General features: G+C 64.4%; 14 protein-coding genes. 3 read left to right on the forward strand and 11 right to left on the reverse strand.

All coding sequences use genetic code 11. The annotated features are described in order from the left end of the window. Window positions 1-2: 2 nt before the first annotated feature. Window positions 3-1,580: a trimethylamine methyltransferase family protein gene (locus GM909_RS09590; protein ID WP_157016163.1), complete on the reverse strand. Its 1,578-nt coding sequence runs from the start codon at window positions 1,578-1,580 to the stop codon at window positions 3-5. Between the two features lie 209 nt (window positions 1,581-1,789). On the opposite strand from GM909_RS09590, the gene GM909_RS09595 reads away from it, so the two are divergent. From GM909_RS09595 to GM909_RS09605, 3 genes are read left to right on the forward strand one after another with little or no spacing between them, the layout of a single operon-like run. Beyond that, window positions 1,790-1,915, forward strand: coding sequence for a capsid protein (locus tag GM909_RS09595; RefSeq protein WP_157016164.1), 126 nt, complete (start codon window positions 1,790-1,792; stop codon window positions 1,913-1,915). Window positions 1,916-1,965: 50 nt separating this feature from the next. Continuing rightward, window positions 1,966-3,345: an aspartate aminotransferase family protein gene (locus GM909_RS09600; RefSeq protein WP_157016165.1), complete on the forward strand. Its 1,380-nt coding sequence runs from the start codon at window positions 1,966-1,968 to the stop codon at window positions 3,343-3,345. Between the two features lie 57 nt (window positions 3,346-3,402). After that, the gene (locus GM909_RS09605) at window positions 3,403-3,813 is read left to right on the forward strand and encodes a carboxymuconolactone decarboxylase family protein (protein ID WP_157016166.1); all 411 of its coding nucleotides are present in this window, start codon (window positions 3,403-3,405) and stop codon (window positions 3,811-3,813) included. A gap of 268 nt (window positions 3,814-4,081) precedes the next feature. Here the strand turns inward: GM909_RS09605 and mmsB are convergent, their stop codons facing one another. From mmsB to GM909_RS09655, 10 genes are all read right to left on the reverse strand, one after another. Further along, window positions 4,082-4,966: a 3-hydroxyisobutyrate dehydrogenase gene (mmsB, locus tag GM909_RS09610; protein WP_157016167.1), complete on the reverse strand. Its 885-nt coding sequence runs from the start codon at window positions 4,964-4,966 to the stop codon at window positions 4,082-4,084. Between the two features lie 94 nt (window positions 4,967-5,060). Continuing rightward, window positions 5,061-6,230: an isobutyryl-CoA dehydrogenase gene (locus GM909_RS09615; protein WP_157016168.1), complete on the reverse strand. Its 1,170-nt coding sequence runs from the start codon at window positions 6,228-6,230 to the stop codon at window positions 5,061-5,063. Between the two features lie 162 nt (window positions 6,231-6,392). Further along, window positions 6,393-6,845 carry a VOC family protein gene (locus GM909_RS09620; RefSeq protein WP_157016169.1) on the reverse strand — a complete coding sequence of 151 codons (453 nt, stop codon included), beginning with the start codon at window positions 6,843-6,845 and terminating at the stop codon, window positions 6,393-6,395. Window positions 6,846-6,941: 96 nt separating this feature from the next. Further along, complete coding sequence (locus tag GM909_RS09625; protein WP_157016170.1) at window positions 6,942-7,784, reverse strand: helix-turn-helix domain-containing protein; 843 nt, start codon at window positions 7,782-7,784, stop codon at window positions 6,942-6,944. A 290-nt stretch (window positions 7,785-8,074) separates the two neighbouring features. Next, window positions 8,075-9,700 carry an ABC transporter ATP-binding protein gene (locus tag GM909_RS09630; RefSeq protein WP_157016171.1) on the reverse strand — a complete coding sequence of 542 codons (1,626 nt, stop codon included), beginning with the start codon at window positions 9,698-9,700 and terminating at the stop codon, window positions 8,075-8,077. Beyond that, a complete protein-coding gene (locus GM909_RS09635) occupies window positions 9,700-10,569 on the reverse strand; it encodes an ABC transporter permease (RefSeq protein ID WP_157016172.1) in 870 nt (289 codons plus the stop codon). The genes GM909_RS09630 and GM909_RS09635 overlap by 1 nt, the downstream gene beginning before the upstream one ends. After that, window positions 10,569-11,513 (reverse strand): ABC transporter permease, encoded by a 945-nt coding sequence (locus tag GM909_RS09640; RefSeq protein WP_157016173.1) that lies wholly within the window; start codon window positions 11,511-11,513, stop codon window positions 10,569-10,571. The genes GM909_RS09635 and GM909_RS09640 overlap by 1 nt, the downstream gene beginning before the upstream one ends. Window positions 11,514-11,754: 241 nt before the next feature. Then, window positions 11,755-13,236 (reverse strand): ABC transporter substrate-binding protein, encoded by a 1,482-nt coding sequence (locus GM909_RS09645; protein ID WP_157016174.1) that lies wholly within the window; start codon window positions 13,234-13,236, stop codon window positions 11,755-11,757. Window positions 13,237-13,658: 422 nt separating this feature from the next. After that, window positions 13,659-14,600 (reverse strand): lipid A biosynthesis lauroyl acyltransferase, encoded by a 942-nt coding sequence (locus GM909_RS09650; protein WP_157016175.1) that lies wholly within the window; start codon window positions 14,598-14,600, stop codon window positions 13,659-13,661. A 6-nt stretch (window positions 14,601-14,606) separates the two neighbouring features. Further along, window positions 14,607-15,635 (reverse strand): zinc-binding dehydrogenase, encoded by a 1,029-nt coding sequence (locus GM909_RS09655; RefSeq protein WP_157016283.1) that lies wholly within the window; start codon window positions 15,633-15,635, stop codon window positions 14,607-14,609. Between the last annotated feature and the right edge of the window lie 12 nt (window positions 15,636-15,647).

Genomic DNA, 15,647 nt, shown 5'->3' on the forward strand with positions numbered 1-15,647 from the left:
GATTAGAAATCTGTCGGCGCGCCGCCCTCGGCGATACGCTTTTCGACAAATGCGTTGATTTCCTCCTCGATTGCCGGGTCGATTGGCGGCTTCTCGTAGGTCGCAAGCCGCTCCTTCCATACCCGATTGGCCCGGTCGATCGCCGTCGGACTGCCGGCTTCGGCCCAGCTTTCGTAATTGCGCCAGTCCGAGACGATCGGCTGGTAGAAGGCGGTTTTGTAGCGCGCTTGCGTGTGCGCCGTGCCGAAGAAATGGCCGCCAGGACCGACGTCGCGAATGGCGTCGATTGCCAGTGCTTCCTCGGAAATGTCGAGCGGGACAAAGATCTCGGCGATCATCTGCAGGAGGTCGATGTCGAGGATCGTCTTTTCGTAGGACGCGCAAAGCCCGCCCTCGAGCCATCCCGCGGCGTGCTTGACGTAATTGCCGCCGCCCTGGACCGCGCCCCACAGCGAGAACATACTTTCGTAAGCTGCCTGCGCATCGACCGTGTTGGCCGCGCAGGCATTGGAGGTGCGATAGGGGATGGAGTAGCGCCGCGCCAACTGGCCGCCGACGATCTGCGCCTTGACGTTTTCCGGCGTGCCGAAGGCGGGGGCTCCGGACTTCATGTCGACATTGGAGGTGAAGCCGCCATAGACGACCGGCGCGCCTTTCCTCACCATCTGCGCGAAGGCGATGCCGGCCAGCGCCTCGGCGTTCTGCTCGACCAGCGCGCCGGCGATCGTCACCGGCGCCATGGCGCCGGCCAGCGTGAACGGCGTTATGATCGTCACCTGGCCCATGCCCGCCATCTGGATGATGCCTTCCAGCATCGGAATGTCGAGCTTGAGCGGCGAATTGGTATTGATCACCGTGAGGACGGAGGGTTCCTCCATCATCTGCTCACGGCCAATGCCGCGCGCGATGCGGGCGATCTCGATGCCGTCGAGATTGCGCTCCTTGCCCAGCGAATAGATGTGGAAGACCTTGTCGGTCAGAAGCGCCAGGTCGCGGAGACATTCGAGGTGGCGGATCGAGGGGTGGATGTCGATCGGCTCGACCGGGTAGCCGCCGCTGCAATGGATGACATTGTGCATCTGGCCGAGCTTGACCAGGTTGCGGTAGTCGATCTGGTTGCCGGGGCGCCGGCCGCTGTCGAGGTCGGAGCAATTGGGCGCCGAGGCGACCTGAGCGAATATGATGCTGTCGCCGCCGAAGCGGATATCATGCGCCGGATTGCGGGCATGCATGGTGAATTCCGACGGGGCGTGCGCGACCAGTTCCATGATCATTTCCGGATCGAAGCGTACGCGCTCGGAACCCTCGCGCACATCTGCGCCGTTCTGCTTCATGATGGCGCGCGCATCGGCATGAAGCACATCCATTCCGATTTCGCTCAACACCCGCAGCGACGCGTGATGGATCGCCTCCAGTTCGTCGTCCGAGACGATGCGTGCGGGCGCAAACGGGTTCTTCAATTGCCTGAAAGGCGCCTGCTCGAATGCGCCTGCCTTCTCCGCCCGTTTGGCAGCGCGCCCGCCGCGCCTGCTGCGCGTTCCCTCGGTCAGGCCGGATGTTGGCGGAACGTTGACGGTCATGCGCTCTCCAGTCCTGGTGATCGATGCTCCCATATTGGCGGCGCTGGCGGGCGCCGATAGACGAAGCGGCGACCAGAAGCACAATCATTCCGACATAAAGCGATGGCTTCCCGGGTGGCCGCGGGACCGCGGCGACTGCGTTTGCGCCTTCGACCCGGCGGCGCGAAGCCGCTTGAACGGCGCGGCGGCTCCGGGCTAAAGTCACCGCCATGCGCAAGATCGGTTTCGACATGGCCGGGTTTGCTTCCGCGGTGACGCCGTCGCCGCGCACCCGCCATGCCGAGCTTCTGCGGCTGTGCGCACGCATCGGCTATTCGCCGCCAACCTTCGCCTGAACCCGTGCCCCGGCCATTGCCGGAATGGTTTAACGTGAAGGATTTGCTCCATGACCTATCAGAACTTTTCCCTGAAGCAGCTTCAGGAGATCGACGCCGCGCATCACCTCCATCCATTCACCGACCACAAGGACCTGCGCAGTGCCGGCAGCCGCATCGTCACCGGTGCCAAAGGGCCGTATATCCATGATTCGGAAGGCAACGAGATCCTCGACGCCATGGCCGGGCTGTGGTGCGTCAATGTCGGATACGGGCGCGACGAACTGGCCGAGGCCGCCTATCAGCAGATGAAGGAACTGCCCTATTACAATTCCTTCTTCCGCTGCTCGACGCCGACGCCTGTTCTTTTGTCAAAGCGGCTGGCCGAGATCGCGCCGGCGCATATCAACCAGGTGTTTTACGGCTCGTCCGGCTCGGAGGCGAACGATACGGCGCTCCGGCTCGTGCGCCACTACTGGGCGCTGGAAGGCAAGCCGGAGAAGAACCGCATCATCTCGCGCAACATGGCCTATCACGGGTCCACCGTCGCCGGGACGTCGCTCGGCGGCATGGCGGACATGCATGCGCAACTCGGCGGGGAGGTGCCCAACATCGCCCATGTCACGATGCCCTACGCCTATGAACTGGCCGAACCCGGCGAGAGCGAGCACGATTTCGGCCTGAGGGCGGCGCGCGCCGTGGAAGAGGAGATCCTGCGCGTGGGCGCCGACAAGGTTGCCGCCTTCATCGGCGAGCCGATCCAGGGGGCAGGGGGCGTCAAGATCCCGCCGGCGAGCTACTGGCCGGAGATCCAGCGCATCTGCCGCAAATATGACGTGCTCCTGATGCTCGACGAAGTGATCACCGGCTATGGCCGCACCGGCGAATGGTTCGCCGCGCAGTCGATGGGCATCGAGCCCGACACGATCACGACCGCCAAGGCCCTGACGTCGGGCTACCAGCCGCTTTCGGCATTGCTGGTGGGCGACCGCATCGCCTCCACCCTGGTGGAAAAGGGCGGCGAGTTCTTCCATGGCTATACCTATTCGGGCCATCCCGTGGCCTGCGCCGTGGCGCTGAAGAACCTGGAGATCATCGAGCGCGAAGGGCTGATCGAACGGGTGCGCGAGGAGACGGGCCCCTATTTCGAAACAGCACTCAAGGAACGGATCGCGGGTCACGATCTCGTCGGCGAGGTGCGCACGTTCGGCCTGCTTGGCGCCATCGAGATCGTCAGGGACAAGCCGACGAAACAGCGTTTCGAGCCCGAAGGCAGCGCTGCGGTGTCCGTGCGCGATCATGCGATCGACAAAGGGCTGATGCTCAGGGCCACCGGCGACACGATGATCATGTCGCCGCCCCTGATCTGGACCCGCGAGACGATCGACATGGCCTGCGAGCGCATCGTGAAGGCACTGGACCTGGCGAAGGAAGACCTTGCCAAGGGTTGACACACCAGACGAGCGGGGCGTTCAAAGGACGCCCCGCAGCGCATCCGGGAGGCAAGCATGTCCAATCCGCCGATCGTTTCCCTCGTCCAGTACGAGGATGCCAGCGACGAGGTCCGCGCCGTCTATGACGACATCATGGCGGTGCGGCAGACCGACTGGGTGAACAATTTCTGGAAGGTGCTGGCGCACGACCCGGCGCACTTGAAGCGCACCTGGGAAGCGCTGAAGGACGTCATGGGGCCCGGCGCGCTCGATCCGCTGACCAAGGAACTGATCTATATCGCCGTGTCGGCCACCAATGGCTGCGAGTACTGCACCTATTCGCACACGGCGTCCGCCCGCGCCAAGGGGATGACGGATGCCATGCTGATGGAGGTGTTGTCCGTCGCCGGCAAGGCCAACGAGACGAACCGGCTGGCCAATGCCCTGCGTCCGCCGGTCGACATACAGTTCCAGCCCCAGGACTGAGTTGGCTCTGCGGCCGGGAAGAAAAGCAAAGACCGCGCGCCGAAGGCACGCGGTCCTGCAGAAGAATAACGCACTGAACGTGTTACTCGGTCACAGAAAAAATCTTGCTCCGGTACGCTCAACCTGATCCGGAGCGCGACGGCTGCAACGGCCGCCTCGCAATCATTTCTACCGGCACATCGTTACCGTGCGGTTAGCGTAAGCTTAAGCAAATCTGAATCGAGCCAGGAAAGAGATTAACGGGTCGCGCGGGCTGACTGCCCATCCCTCAATTGCCATCCCCGCGCAGGAAGTTGATGATGCCGGAAAAATCCGAGCCTTCATGGCCCATGGCATTGAAGAGCGCATAGAGTTGTGCGGCCTCTGCGCCGAGCGGCGTGGCCGCGCCGGCCTGCGCGGCCGCTTCCTGGGCGAGCTTCAGGTCCTTCAGCATCAGGCCGGCGGCAAAGCCGGGCGTGTAGTCCTTGTTGGCCGGAGAGGCGGGCACGGGCCCCGGCACCGGGCAGTAGGTCGTGAGCGACCAGCACTGGCCGGACGAGGTGGAGGCGACGTCGAACAGCGCCTGGTGCGACAGGCCGAGCTTTTCGGCCAGCACGAAGGCTTCGCACACGCCGATCATCGAGATGCCCAAAATCATGTTGTTGCACATCTTTGCCGCCTGGCCGGCGCCGGCGTCACCGCAATGGACGATGCGGCCCGCCATCGGCTCGAGGATCGCCTGGGCCGTGTCGAAGGCGTCCCTGGTGCCGCCGGCCATGAAGGTCAGCGTGCCGGCTGCTGCGCCGCCCGTGCCGCCGGAGACCGGCGCGTCGATCGACAACAGGCCGTGGTCGGCGGCGATCGCATGCGCCTTGCGTGCCGATTCGACGTCGATCGTCGAGGAATCGATGAACAGGGCGCCCTTTTCGGCCTTGGGCGCGATGTCTTCATAGACGCCGAGGACGTGCTTGCCTGCCGGCAGCATGGTGATGACGGTACCGGCCCCTTTGACCGCGGCGGCCGCGCTGTCCATCACCGCTACGCCATTGGCCTTGGCGGCGTCCAGATTTTCCGCAACGAGGTCGAAACCCTGCACGGTATGACCGGCCTTGACGAGATTGGCGGCCATGGGATTGCCCATGTTGCCGAGGCCGATGAATGCGATGGTGGTCATGTCGGGTTTCCTTCGGAATGGGGGGTGAGTGAGTGGGGAATAAGGAAGTAGGGGAGTAGGGGAATTGGGCTGGCTGCTCCTCGCACCTCTTCCCCTACTCCCTTTCCACCAGATGCCGCGCGATGATGACGCGCATGATCTCGTTGGTGCCTTCCAGGATCTGGTGAACGCGCAGGTCGCGCACCAGCTTCTCGATTCCGTACTCGTGCAGATAGCCGTATCCGCCATGGACCTGCAGCGCCTCGTTGGCGACGTCGAAACCGACATCGGTGACGAAGCGCTTGGCCATGGCCGACCATTTCGATGCGTCGGGTGCCTTGGCGTCGAGCTTCGAGGCGGCCGCATAGAGCAGAAGACGGGATGCCTGCAACTCGGTCTCCATGTCGGCGAGCTTGAACTGCAGGGCCTGGAACTGGTTGATGGCCTTGCCGAAGGCCTTGCGTTCGCCGGCATAGGCAAGCGCCTTGGCAAGCGCGCTCGTCGCCCCGCCCAGCGAACAGGCGGCAATGTTGAGCCGGCCGCCGTCGAGCCCTGCCATGGCGATCTTGAAGCCTGCACCTTCCCCGGACAGGAGGTTTTCCGCCGGCACACGGCAATCCTCGAAGACGACCTGGCGTGTCTCCTGCATGTGCCAGCCCATCTTGTGCTCGTTGGCGCCGAAGGACAGGCCGGGCGTGTCTTTTTCGATGACGAAGGTGGAGACGCCTTTCGGGCCTTCATCGCCGGTCCGCACCATGACGACGTAGAGGTCGTTGCCGCCGGCGCCCGAGATGAACTGCTTGACGCCGTTGAGGACGTAATGGTCGCCGTCCTTGACGGCTCTCGTCTTCAGCGCTGCCGCATCGGAGCCGGATCCCGGTTCGGTCAAACAATAGCTCGCCAGCCACTCCATCGAAGTCAGCTTCGGCAGAATGCGCTGCCGCTGCTCGTCGCTGGCGAAGCTGTCGATCATCCACGCCGCCATATTGTGGATGGAGATGAAGGAGGAAAAGCCCGGACAGGCCTCGGCCAGCGCCTCGAAAATGAGGACCGCGTCAAGGCGCCCGAGTGCGGAACCGCCAACATCCTCGCGCACATAGATGCCGCCCATGCCGAGCGGTCCGGTCTCGCGGATCACGTCGGCCGGAAAATGCTTCTGGCGGTCCCAGTCGAGCGCCTGGGGCGCGACCCTGTCGGCGGCGAAGGCGCGGGCCATGTCCTGAATGGCGCGCTGGTCCTCGTTGAGCTCGAACTGGCCCGTAGCCGCATCCACGATGGCGTCCATTGCGTCCTCCCTGACGTCTTCGTCCCTATATAGGGCAGTCGAGGCAATTTAGACCAACAGGGAGGCGGCGCAACTCGACGCCCGGCACAGGCGTTGTGCACGAATGGATGCGCCGATGTGCGCTGGCTGGCGCGCGGAAGCAGATGGCGCCACCAATGGCGATCAGTGAGCTTCCTCGTGCGCCTTCGGCCAATAGGTGCCGAACGACCAGACATTGCCTTCCGGATCGGCGCAGATGAACTCGCGGCTTCCATAGTCGCGGTCCGTCGGTGCCTGGAGGATTCTTGCGCCGGCGGCCTTGACCCGCTCGTAGAGCGCGTCGGCGTCGTCGACGACGACATAGAGCGATTTGCCGCCGGTATCGCCGGGCGCCCCGACCAACGCGCCAAAGGCGTCCGGCTTGGCGTCTCCGAGCATGATCATCGACGAACCGAAGGCCAGTTCGGCATGGGCGACCTTGTCGCCGTCCATATATTTGGCATGGACGGTGAAGCCGAGCACGTCGACCAGCCAATCGATCATTGTGGCGGCATCGTTGAAGCGCAGGGCCGGGAAGATGCGCGGCGGCTCGATGGCGACATAATGGGCTGTGCGGGCGGATTCTGCGACTGTCATCTGACTGCTCCCAATGCAATTTGACTGGTCGCGATCATGACAGCCGACTGCGGCAGCGTATTGAAGAAATGTAACCTCGGTCGTCTCTGCCGGTCCTCACATCAGCATCTGCCCTGCACGAACCGGCGAGCATCCGGCGAAGTCGCGGAACTCGCGCACCAGATGCGCCTGGTCGGCATAGCCGCATTCCAGCGCGATGTCGGCCCAGTCGGGCGACGCCTGAGCGCGTGCCTTGGCGAGCGCACTGTTGAAGCGCACGATGCGGGCCACCGTTTTCGGATTGGCCCCGACTTCGATTGAAAATCGGTGCGCCAGATGCTTGCGGCTGACATCGAGGCGTCTGGCCAGGGTTTCGACGCGCAGCCGGCCGCCGCTGCCGACCAGTGCCGCATAGGCGGCCGCGATTGCCGGGGAGGCGGTCGCCGGGCGTTTGCCGAGACGTTGGATCACGAAGGCTGCGGCGAGGTCGGCCCGTCGGTTCCAGTCCGCCTCTTCGCCGAGGCGCTGGCGCAGTTCGGCAAAGGCCGGGCCCAGCAGGTCGTCGGGCGCAATCAGACGGCTGTTGAGTTCATGCATGGGCAGGCCGAAGAAGCGATAGGCGCCGAGCGGCGTGAAGTTGATCTGCAGGCAATGCGCCGAACCGAAGGAATCGATGACGACATTGCGCGGGGCGAGCCCGGAGGCGAAGCTTGTCACGGTGTCCGATGGTCCGGGCGTATGGCCGATGCCGATGGCGAAGGGACCGTCGAAGCCGATGATCAAAGGTATGTCCAGCGAAGCTGGTTCGATCTGCCGGAAATGACCGGGAACGCTCTCGCGATAGCAGGTGATGCTCGTGACGTGACCGGCAAGAGCGGCCGGAGCGCCGCGGTGCAGGATCTCGTAATGGCCGCATTGCGGCGGGCTCGGCAAGGCCGGTGCGGGCGATCGGGCTTCCATCGAAAACGTCCTCCTGGCTCGGTCAGGAAGCTTAGCGCGCGTTCGCTTCAAACGGAAACGTTTGAAGCAAAGATATGCGCGCCAGATCAATATTCTGGAGCATGTACCTTTCGCTCAAACGATTCCGTTTGAGCGGGAGATGCTCTGGGCGATCGGCATGCGATGGAAAAGGCTCGCCGCTCCGATGGTCTATCCGGCCAATCCGGCGGCAAGGGCGCGAGGCGGGTTCGTGTCGTCCAGAAGCAGCCGGGCGCCCGTCTTCATGGCGAGTATGGCGCCGATGCGCGCGATCACCCCTGTTCCTGCAGCTTCCGCCTGATTGCGCGGCGCAGGTCCGGCGCCGCGGCAATCAGTGCCTTGGCCGCATCCGATTGCGGATTGTCGAGCACCGCGCCGGTGCGTCCCTCTTCGACGATCCGGCCGTCATGCATCACCATCACCTCGTCGGTAATGGCGCGGGCGACCGTCAGGTCGTGGGTGATGAAGAGATAGGCCACGCCCAGCCGCTGGTTCAGATCGGCGAAGAGGTCGAGGATCTGGGCCCGGATCGAGACGTCGAGCGCGGAGACCGGCTCGTCGGCCACGACCAGCTTGGGCCGCGTGATGATGGCGCGGGCGATCGAGATGCGCTGGCGCTGGCCGCCGGAGAACTCGTGCGGATACTTGTCCATATCGGCCGGCCGCATGCCGACCTCGTGCAGGGCATTCGCCACCATTTCGCGCCGCTCGGCGCGCGAGGGCTTCTTTTCCAGAAGGTGGAGCGGCTCGGCGACAAGGCGCTCGACCCGGTGACGCGGATCGAAGGAGCCGTATGGATCCTGGAAGACGACCTGCATGTTGCGCCGTGCGGGGCGCAGCGCGGCCTCTTTGCGGCTGGCAAGGCTCTCGCCCATGAAACGGATTTCGCCGCCGGTCGGATTGTCGAGCGCCAGGATCATGCGCGCCAGTGTCGACTTTCCGCAACCCGAACGGCCGACGAGCGCGACCGACTGTCCGGGCTTCATGGAGAAGGACACGCCATCAACGGCGCGGAACGGCTCGGTCTTCTTCCACAAGGACCTGCGGCGGCCGGGATAGTCGCGCACGACCGTGTCGACCTGCAAGAGGTCGCCGGTGGTCGAGGAGGCAGCATGCCTGTTGGGCCGCTCCGGTGCATGCATGGAGGACTGGGCAAGCTGGCGCGTATAGGGGTGGACCTGGGCAGACAGCGTCTTTGCCGTCTCGCCTTCTTCCATCACCTCGCCATGGCGCATGATCGTCACGCGGTCGGCCATGTCGGTGACGACGGCCAGATCGTGCGAGATGAGCAGGAGCCCCATGCGGTCCTCGGCGACAAGGTCGCGCAGCAGGTCGAGGATCTGCGCCTGCAAGACCACGTCGAGCGCCGTCGTCGGCTCGTCGGCGATCAAAAGTTTCGGCTTCAGCGCGCAGGCGATGGCGATGACGACGCGCTGGCGCTGGCCGCCGGAAAGCTCGTGCGGGAAGCGCGACAGCGGAAATTGCGCTTCGGGCAGGCCGACCCGCTCGAGCATGCGCCGGGCGCTTGCCTCGGCATTGGCGCGGTTGGCGCCGGTGTGCCAGCGAATGCCTTCGGCGACCTGCTCGCCGATCGTCTTGACCGGGTTGAGCGCGGTCATCGGCTCCTGGAACACCATGCCGATATCGTCGCCGCGCAGGCGGCACATGGCCTCCTCACTCGCCGACAGGATGTCGATGCCGTCGAAGGTGACGCGGCCGGCCGCGCGGGCGGCCTGCGGCAGGAGTTGCATCAGGGTGAGCGCCGTCATCGACTTGCCCGACCCGGATTCGCCGACCAGCCCCATCGTTTCGCCGGCGCCGATCGACAGATCGACATCCTTCAGGATCGGTGTGGCGCCGATCGACAGGGACAGCTTTTCGATTTCGACCAGGGTCATCAGCGTTCGCGCCTCAATTTCGGGTCGAGCACGTCGCGCAGACCGTCACCGAGCAGGTTCAGCCCGAGCACGGTGACGACGATCGCCATGCCGGGAAACAGTGCCAGATGCGGCGCCACCATCATGCGCGTCTGGGCATCGAACAGCATGCGGCCCCAGGACGGCATGGGCGGTTGCGTGCCGAGCCCGACATAGGAAAGCCCGGCCTCCGCGAGGATGCCGAGCGCGAACTGGATCGTGCCCTGGACGAGCAGCATGGAGGCGATGTTGGGCAGGATGTGCTCGAGCGTGATCAGCGTCTTGCCCTTGCCGGCGGCGCGGGCTGCCAGGATGAACTCGCGCGGCCACAGCGAAAGGGCGCCGGCGCGCGCCACGCGGGCGAAGACCGGAACGTTGAAAATGCCGATGGCGATGATGGCATTGAGCGCGCCGGGGCCGAATATGGCGGTGATCATGATCGCCGAGAGCAGGGCAGGGAAGGCGAAGACGAGATCGTTGAAGCGCATCAGCGCCTCGTCGACCCATCCGCCCCGCGCCGCGGCCCAGCAGCCCAGCGGCACACCGAGCCCCATGCCGATGACGACGGCAACGATAGCCACGGCGATGGAATTGCGCGAGCCGACCATGATCATCGACAGGATGTCGCGACCGAAATGGTCGGTGCCGAACGGATGCACCCAGGAGAGCCCCCGCATGCGCTGGCCCATCTCGATGGCGGTCACGTCGTAGGGCGTCCAGACAAAGGACAGAAGCGCCATGGCCGCGATCAGCACGGTGATGACGAAACCGGCGAGGAACGAGCGGTTGGCAAAGGCGAGCCGGATGAAGGCGCCCGTGCCGTCCTGGGCGGTGTGATCCTGCGCGGTCATCAGCGTGTCCTCAGCCGGGGATCGACCAGCGCGTAGCAAAGGTCGACGATCACGTTGACGATGATGACGCTGGCCACAAGCAGCATGACGACGCCTTCGACCACGATGAGATCGCGCTGCGTGATCGCCTGGAAGACGAGCCGGCCAAGCCCCGGCAGATAGAAGACGTTTTCGATGATGATGGTGCCGGCGAGCAGGAAAGCGAACTGCAGGCCGAGAATGGTCAGGACCGGGATCATGGCGTTCCTGAGCGCATGGCGCCACAACACGGAGCGCCGCGGCATGCCTTTCGCCCGCGCGGTGCGGATATAGTCCTCGCCCAGGACTTCGAGCAGGGCGGATCGCGTTACCCGCGCCAGGATGGCGGCCTGCGGCAGGGCGAGTGCAATGGCGGGCAGAAGAAGCGCCTTGACGCCGGCCCACAGGCCCGCCTCCCATCCGGGAAATCCGCCCGCCGGTACGAGCCGCAGCCAGACCGCGAAGACATAGATCAGGATCAGGGCGAACCAGAAATTGGGCACCGCCACGCCGAACTGTGCCGCGCCCATGGCCACCGCGTCACCAGCCTTGCCGCGGCGCGAGGCGGCAAAGAGCCCGACGGGAATGGCGATCGCCGTCGACATGACGAGCGCTATCACGGCAAGCGGCAGCGAGACGGCGGCACGCTCGGCGATCAGGTCGATGACCGGCGAGGAATAGGTGAAGGACTGGCCGAAATCGCCCCGTAGCAGGCCACCGGCCCAGTCGAGATAGCGCATGACGAGCGGCTGGTTGAGCCCCATCTGCTCGCGCAATGCCGCAAGCGCGTCCTCGGTCGCGTTCATGCCCAGCATGAGCTGCGCCGGATCGCCGGGCACGATCTCGAGCACCGAGAAAACGACGATCGAGGCGACGATCAGCGTGGCAATGCCGATGGAAAGACGTTTGAGAATATAGGCGATCATTGAAGGGCGATCATGACGGATAAATCTGCAAAGGGGGGTGTTTCATCGCGCCCCCCTCTGTCCTGCCGGACATCTCCCCCACGAGGGGGGAAATTGGCTCGAACGACCGGTTGCGCCAATCGCTGACGTTGCAGGTCAATCGGTGTCGCTTAGGCTTCCCATCTCCCCCCTCGTGGGGGAGATGGGCGGCAGCCCAGAGGGGGGCAACGTGGAAATCGATCATGGCCGGAGTAACAGTGGCCTATTCCGCCCACTGTACCTTGGTCAGGTCGTTGGCCTGTATGGGCGAATTTTCCCACAAGCCTTCCAGCTTGGCGTCCCAGACGCCGATCTTGGGCAATTGGAACAGGTAGCCGTTGACCGCGTCGTCGGCGATGATCTTCTGTGCCTGCTTGTAGAGTTCGTTGCGCTTGGCCTGGTCGGAGGTGACTTCCAGTTCTTCCATCACCTTGTCGAAGGCGGGATTGTCGTACTGGAAGTAGTAGTCGTCGCGCGCATAGATGCCGATGTCGTTCGGCTCGGTATGCGAGACGATGGTGAGATCGTAGTCTTTCTGCTTGAAGACCTGATCGAGCCATTGCGCCCATTCGACCGGGATGATCTCCAATTCGATGCCGATCTCGCGCAACTGCGCGGCGACCACCTGGCCGCCGTCACGTGCATAGGCCGGCGGCGGCAGTTTCAGCGTCGCCTTGATCCCATCCTCAAAGCCCGCTTCGGCCAATAGCGCCTTGGCCTTTTCGATGTCGTGCGGATAGGTGTCGGTCAGGTCGACATAGGCCTCGTTGGCCGGGGAGAAATGCGAGCCGATCGGCGTGCCGTAGCCTGAGCCGTTGCCGGCAATGATCGCCTCGCGGTCGAGCGTATGGGCGATCGCCTGGCGCACCTTGAGCTGGTCGAACGGCGCCTTCTTGTTGTTGGTCGACAGGATCGTCTCGCCTTCCGTGGCGCCGATGACGACCTCGAAGCGCGAATCGGCCTCGATCTGCGGCAGCGCGTCGCCCGCCGGCATCTGGGGGAAGGCCTGGACGTCGCCCGTCAGGAGCGCCGGCACGGCGGCTGCGGCATCGGGGATGATGCGGAACTCGGCCTTGTCGAGATGGGCCGGCTCACCCCAGTAATCATCGGCCTTCGAGATGGTGATCGACGAACCCTTTGCCCAGTTGTCGAATTTGAACGGCCCGGTGCCGACCGGCTTTTCCTTGTTGGTCTCGGCCGATTCGGGCGCCACGATCACGGCGTCTCCCCAGCCCATATTGTAGAGGAACGAGCCTTGCGGGTTTTCCAGCGTCACCGTGACCGTCGCGGGATCGACGACCTCGACGGTTTCGATCGCCTCAAACAATCCCTTTTGCGCATTGGTCGAATCATCGGCGCGCGCCCGGTCGAGCGTGAACTTCACGTCCTCGGCGTCGAAATCGGTCCCGTCATGGAATTTTGCGCCTTCGCGCAGCTTGAAGGTGTAGACCTTGCCGTCGTCCGAAATCTCCCAGCTTTCGGCCAGTGCCGGCTGCACTTCGCCGCTCGGTCCGATTCGCGTCAGCCCCTCGAAGATGTTGGCGTAGACGATTTCGTCGATCGCGGCGGCCGCGCCTGCCGTCGGGTCGAGGTGCGGCGGCTCCAACACCACACCGACGACGAGATCGGTTCGCTGCGCCATTGCGGCCGTGCTGGTCGCCAGGGCCATCGCCGTCGCCGCCAATACCGATTTCCACATTGTCATGTTCTTCTCCCGTGTTCCCGCATGTTCGGATCCCGGGCCGATCAAAGCGCGAAACAGGCCGCGAGTAAATCGCGATTGTCGCCTGGTCCAAGCCTATTCAGGGGATCGGAGGGAAAGTTCGGCGTGAGGGCAATGTAAGGCATTTCACTGATGCGGCATCTGCCTGCCGTTACGTAGCGTCACCGGGGGCGCAGGGAAATGCATCATGACAAGAATTGCTCGTGCATTCAGGCGCAACAAGGTCCTGCTTCGATACCTGGCCGGCCTCGCGGTGGCGGTCCTGTTGGGCCTGGGCGCCGGCATTGCGGGGCAGGGCGTCGGCACCGGCGATGCATCCGGCCTTGTCGGGAAGACGGTGATGCTGGCGCGCTTCGGCGGCAACACCGGACACGGATTCTCCCGAACAATGCCCGATGAGCGGGTTAACGCGACAGTTTCCAGCGCTTGTGGAACCACATCCACTGGCCGGGATTGGCGCGCACCCATTCCTCGACAATGTCGTTGAGCAACCGCGTCGTGGCGTCGATGTCGAGCGTGCCGGCGGATGTGCGCGGCAGGTCGAGCTTGTCGAAAATGGTCAGACGGAAGCGGTTGCCGGGCAGTCGTACGCTCAGCGCGGGATAGACGTCGCACTCGTACTGGCGCGCGAGCTTTGCCAGGAGCGGGCTTGTCTCGCAAGGACGGCCGAAGAAGGTCGTCTCGACGCCGCGCCGGAATTTCTGGTCGACGAGCATCCCGACATTGCCGCCACGCTCCAGCACGCGGGCGAGCGTGAAGGCTGCGCCGCGGCGCGAGGCGATGAGATCGCCCATGGAGTCTTCGCGTTTCGACAGGACCTCCGCCGCCAGGTAGGGGTTGTTGGGGGCGCGGAAGAGTGCGGCCACGGGCAATTCATAGGCGGCTGCGGCCACCGGCAGCAGCTCGAAATTGCCGATATGGCCGGTGAAGAAGATGTGCGGGCGCTTCTCGTCGCGCAATTGCCTGAAAAGCTCTTCGCCGATCACCTCGACCCGGGCGGGTTCGTCGCTGTCGGGAACGAAGTCGAACAATTGTTCCATGAAGATATATTCGACGCCGAGGCGCGCCATGTTGCCCCACATGTCGAGGGCAATTTGCTTGATCTCGTCTTCGGACTTTTCGGGGAAGGCGCGGCGCAGATTGTCGAGCGCCACGCGGTGACGGCCGAACAACGGCCCGAGGCGCCGCGCCGCCCGGTCGATAAAATCGAGCGCGCGGTCGGCCGGCAGGCGCCGCAGCAGGCGCAACAGACCGATGGCGACCTGCGCGATCAGCCAGTAATTGGCCGTGCGCAGCGCATTGGCCGCCTTGAAGGTGGCGCGTCGGAAGAGATTGCTGCCCGGCACAGCCGGTCACCCCACGCGCAGGATGATCTTGCCGAATACGGCACGGCCTTCCATGCGTTTCAGCGCTTCGCCGATATCGTCGAACCCGACCTCGGTGTCGATCACGGGATGGACGAGGCCCGCGGCCATCTTCTGCATGGCGTCGGCCATGTTTTCCATGCGGCAGCCGAAGGAGCCGAACAGCTTCAACTGCTGCTGGAAGAGTTGCATCAGGTTGATCTGGGTGGAGACGCCGGAGGTCGATCCGCAGGTGACCAGGCGGCCGCCGCGCTTGAGGCTGAGCATGGAGCCGGCCCATGTGTCGGCGCCGACATGTTCGAAGACGACATCGACGCCCTTTTTCTTGGTCAGCTTGCGCACCACGCCTTCGAACCGGTCCTCGCGGTAGTTGATGACGTGATCGGCACCCAGCGCCTTGGCCTTATCGATCTTGTCGTCGGAGCCGACCGTGGTGATGACGGTGCAGCCCATTTTCTTGGCGAGCTGTATGGCGGCGGTGCCGATGCCGGAGCCGCCGGCATGCACGAGAATGGTCTCGCCGGGCTCGAGCCTGGCATTGTCGAACAGCATGTGCTCGACCGTGCCGAAGGTGACCGGGGCGAGCGCCGCGCCGACCTCTGAGACTCCGGGCGGGGCGGGCACCAGGAGCCTCGCCGGCAGGTTGATCTTCTCTTGCGCAAAACCGTCGAGATGGAAGCCGTGCACGCCCGAGACATGTTCGCACAGATTGTCGCGGCCCTCGCGGCAGGCGCGGCAAAGCCCGCAGGTGCGCGCACCGTAGATGGATACGAGCTGGCCGGGCTGCAGATGGGCGACGCCGGGGCCAACGGCCGACACGGTGCCGGCGGCTTCCGCACCGATGACCAGCGGCATCTTGCGCTTGGCAAATGCCATGCCGCGCCAGCCCCACACGTCGATATGGTTGAGTGCCACCGCATTGATGTCGACGGTCACCTCGCCCAGTCCCGGCAGCGGCGGCGGCGGCAGATCGATCGTTTCGATCTTGCGGTCCTCGACGAGTTGCAATGCGCGCATGAGTACGACTTT

The organism is Mesorhizobium xinjiangense (genome assembly GCF_009749525.1).
Classification (GTDB): domain Bacteria; phylum Pseudomonadota; class Alphaproteobacteria; order Rhizobiales; family Rhizobiaceae; genus Mangrovimarina; species Mangrovimarina xinjiangensis.

What these genes read in the sequence shown, in the direction of transcription:
- GM909_RS09590 (WP_157016163.1), bottom strand. Translation starts at nt 1,580, where the DNA reads ATGACCGTCAACGTTCCGCCAACATCCGGCCTGACCGAGGGAACGCGC.
- GM909_RS09595 (WP_157016164.1), top strand. Translation starts at nt 1,790, where the DNA reads ATGCGCAAGATCGGTTTCGACATGGCCGGGTTTGCTTCCGCGGTGACG.
- GM909_RS09600 (WP_157016165.1), top strand. Translation starts at nt 1,966, where the DNA reads ATGACCTATCAGAACTTTTCCCTGAAGCAGCTTCAGGAGATCGACGCC.
- GM909_RS09605 (WP_157016166.1), top strand. Translation starts at nt 3,403, where the DNA reads ATGTCCAATCCGCCGATCGTTTCCCTCGTCCAGTACGAGGATGCCAGC.
- mmsB (WP_157016167.1), bottom strand. Translation starts at nt 4,966, where the DNA reads ATGACCACCATCGCATTCATCGGCCTCGGCAACATGGGCAATCCCATG.
- GM909_RS09615 (WP_157016168.1), bottom strand. Translation starts at nt 6,230, where the DNA reads ATGGACGCCATCGTGGATGCGGCTACGGGCCAGTTCGAGCTCAACGAG.
- GM909_RS09620 (WP_157016169.1), bottom strand. Translation starts at nt 6,845, where the DNA reads ATGACAGTCGCAGAATCCGCCCGCACAGCCCATTATGTCGCCATCGAG.
- GM909_RS09625 (WP_157016170.1), bottom strand. Translation starts at nt 7,784, where the DNA reads ATGGAAGCCCGATCGCCCGCACCGGCCTTGCCGAGCCCGCCGCAATGC.
- GM909_RS09630 (WP_157016171.1), bottom strand. Translation starts at nt 9,700, where the DNA reads ATGACCCTGGTCGAAATCGAAAAGCTGTCCCTGTCGATCGGCGCCACA.
- GM909_RS09635 (WP_157016172.1), bottom strand. Translation starts at nt 10,569, where the DNA reads ATGACCGCGCAGGATCACACCGCCCAGGACGGCACGGGCGCCTTCATC.
- GM909_RS09640 (WP_157016173.1), bottom strand. Translation starts at nt 11,513, where the DNA reads ATGATCGCCTATATTCTCAAACGTCTTTCCATCGGCATTGCCACGCTG.
- GM909_RS09645 (WP_157016174.1), bottom strand. Translation starts at nt 13,236, where the DNA reads ATGACAATGTGGAAATCGGTATTGGCGGCGACGGCGATGGCCCTGGCG.
- GM909_RS09655 (WP_157016283.1), bottom strand. Translation starts at nt 15,635, where the DNA reads ATGCGCGCATTGCAACTCGTCGAGGACCGCAAGATCGAAACGATCGAT.